Raw genomic sequence first — 1,018 nt, 5'->3', positions numbered from 1 at the left:
TCGCTACCACAACAACCATTGCGGGGCAGCGTAATGCTGGAAGGGGAAACAGAATCCATTGTTGGCGCGGTATGGCGGCGGCTTGCCGCATTGGGTATTCGGGAGAGCGGATTTTGACACATCGAAAATAAAACCTGTCGATAGTGATAAATATATTAATCAGTTGAATCTATTAAATCGTTCTTAATGTGACGCTATAAGAAATAATTTATTTCACCGACGGAAAATACCGACTACCTAGACTATGTTCTTATTATGGTTTTTAGCCACATCAGGATGTTACTACATAACATCCTGATTGACTCCGCGCTCTGCGGGTTACAGCAAGACGATTAAAACTACCAGATACGCGTCACTATGCAGTGAGGCAACTATCAGCCTAAGGAGAGGTGTGTATGAAGCGAGTACAGCGTTTGTTTACCCCATCAGCCATTGCGTCAGCACTGAGTGTCGGTATGTTTCTACCGCAAGCGGCGCTTGCCTGTAATGGTGCAGGTGATGAATATATTGGTAGTGTTTGTTATATGGCAACCAGATATTGCCCTGAGGGATACTTGCCCGCCGATGGTCGAACGTTGAACGTCAACGGTTACCAGGCACTCTATTCACTGATTGGCAATATCTACGGGGGTACAGCGCCGACGACCTTTACTCTACCCGATCTGCGCGGCAAAACCGCGATCGGTACAGGTACGGCAGCCACTCCATCAGGTAACGTCACTTATACGCTCGGTAAAGCCATTGGTCAGGAAACGGTAATAGGAAACGGCAGCGGGGCGGTCGTTCTCAACGCCTCGCAAGTACCTCCGCACACCCACCCGGCGACACTGTCGCTGAGTGGAACCAGCGGTGCGGTTTCCCTTCCGCTTTCCGGCAGCATCACCGCTCTGCCTTTCAATGCCGCGGCCAACCTTAATGTGACCGGGATTGCCAAAATCGGCTCGTCAACCACGGCCAGCAGAAGCGTCAATCTGACCGATAAGGCCTTACTAACCTCTGTCAGCGGACCTGCTGCATT

General features: G+C 50.5%; 1 protein-coding gene. It reads left to right on the top strand.

Annotation, left to right across the window (positions count from 1 at the left end):
- Positions 1-395: 395 nt before the first annotated feature.
- Positions 396-1,018: phage tail protein (locus ACRC27_RS04635; RefSeq protein ID WP_438639298.1), on the top strand; the 623-nt coding region annotated here is incomplete at its 3' end.

Origin of the sequence: Plesiomonas sp. (assembly GCF_051650925.1) — a bacterium.
Lineage (GTDB): Bacteria > Pseudomonadota > Gammaproteobacteria > Enterobacterales > CAMTGL01 > Plesiomonas.
Note: the sequence above shows the minus strand (reverse complement) of the source record. Positions and strands in the feature narration are given on the sequence as shown.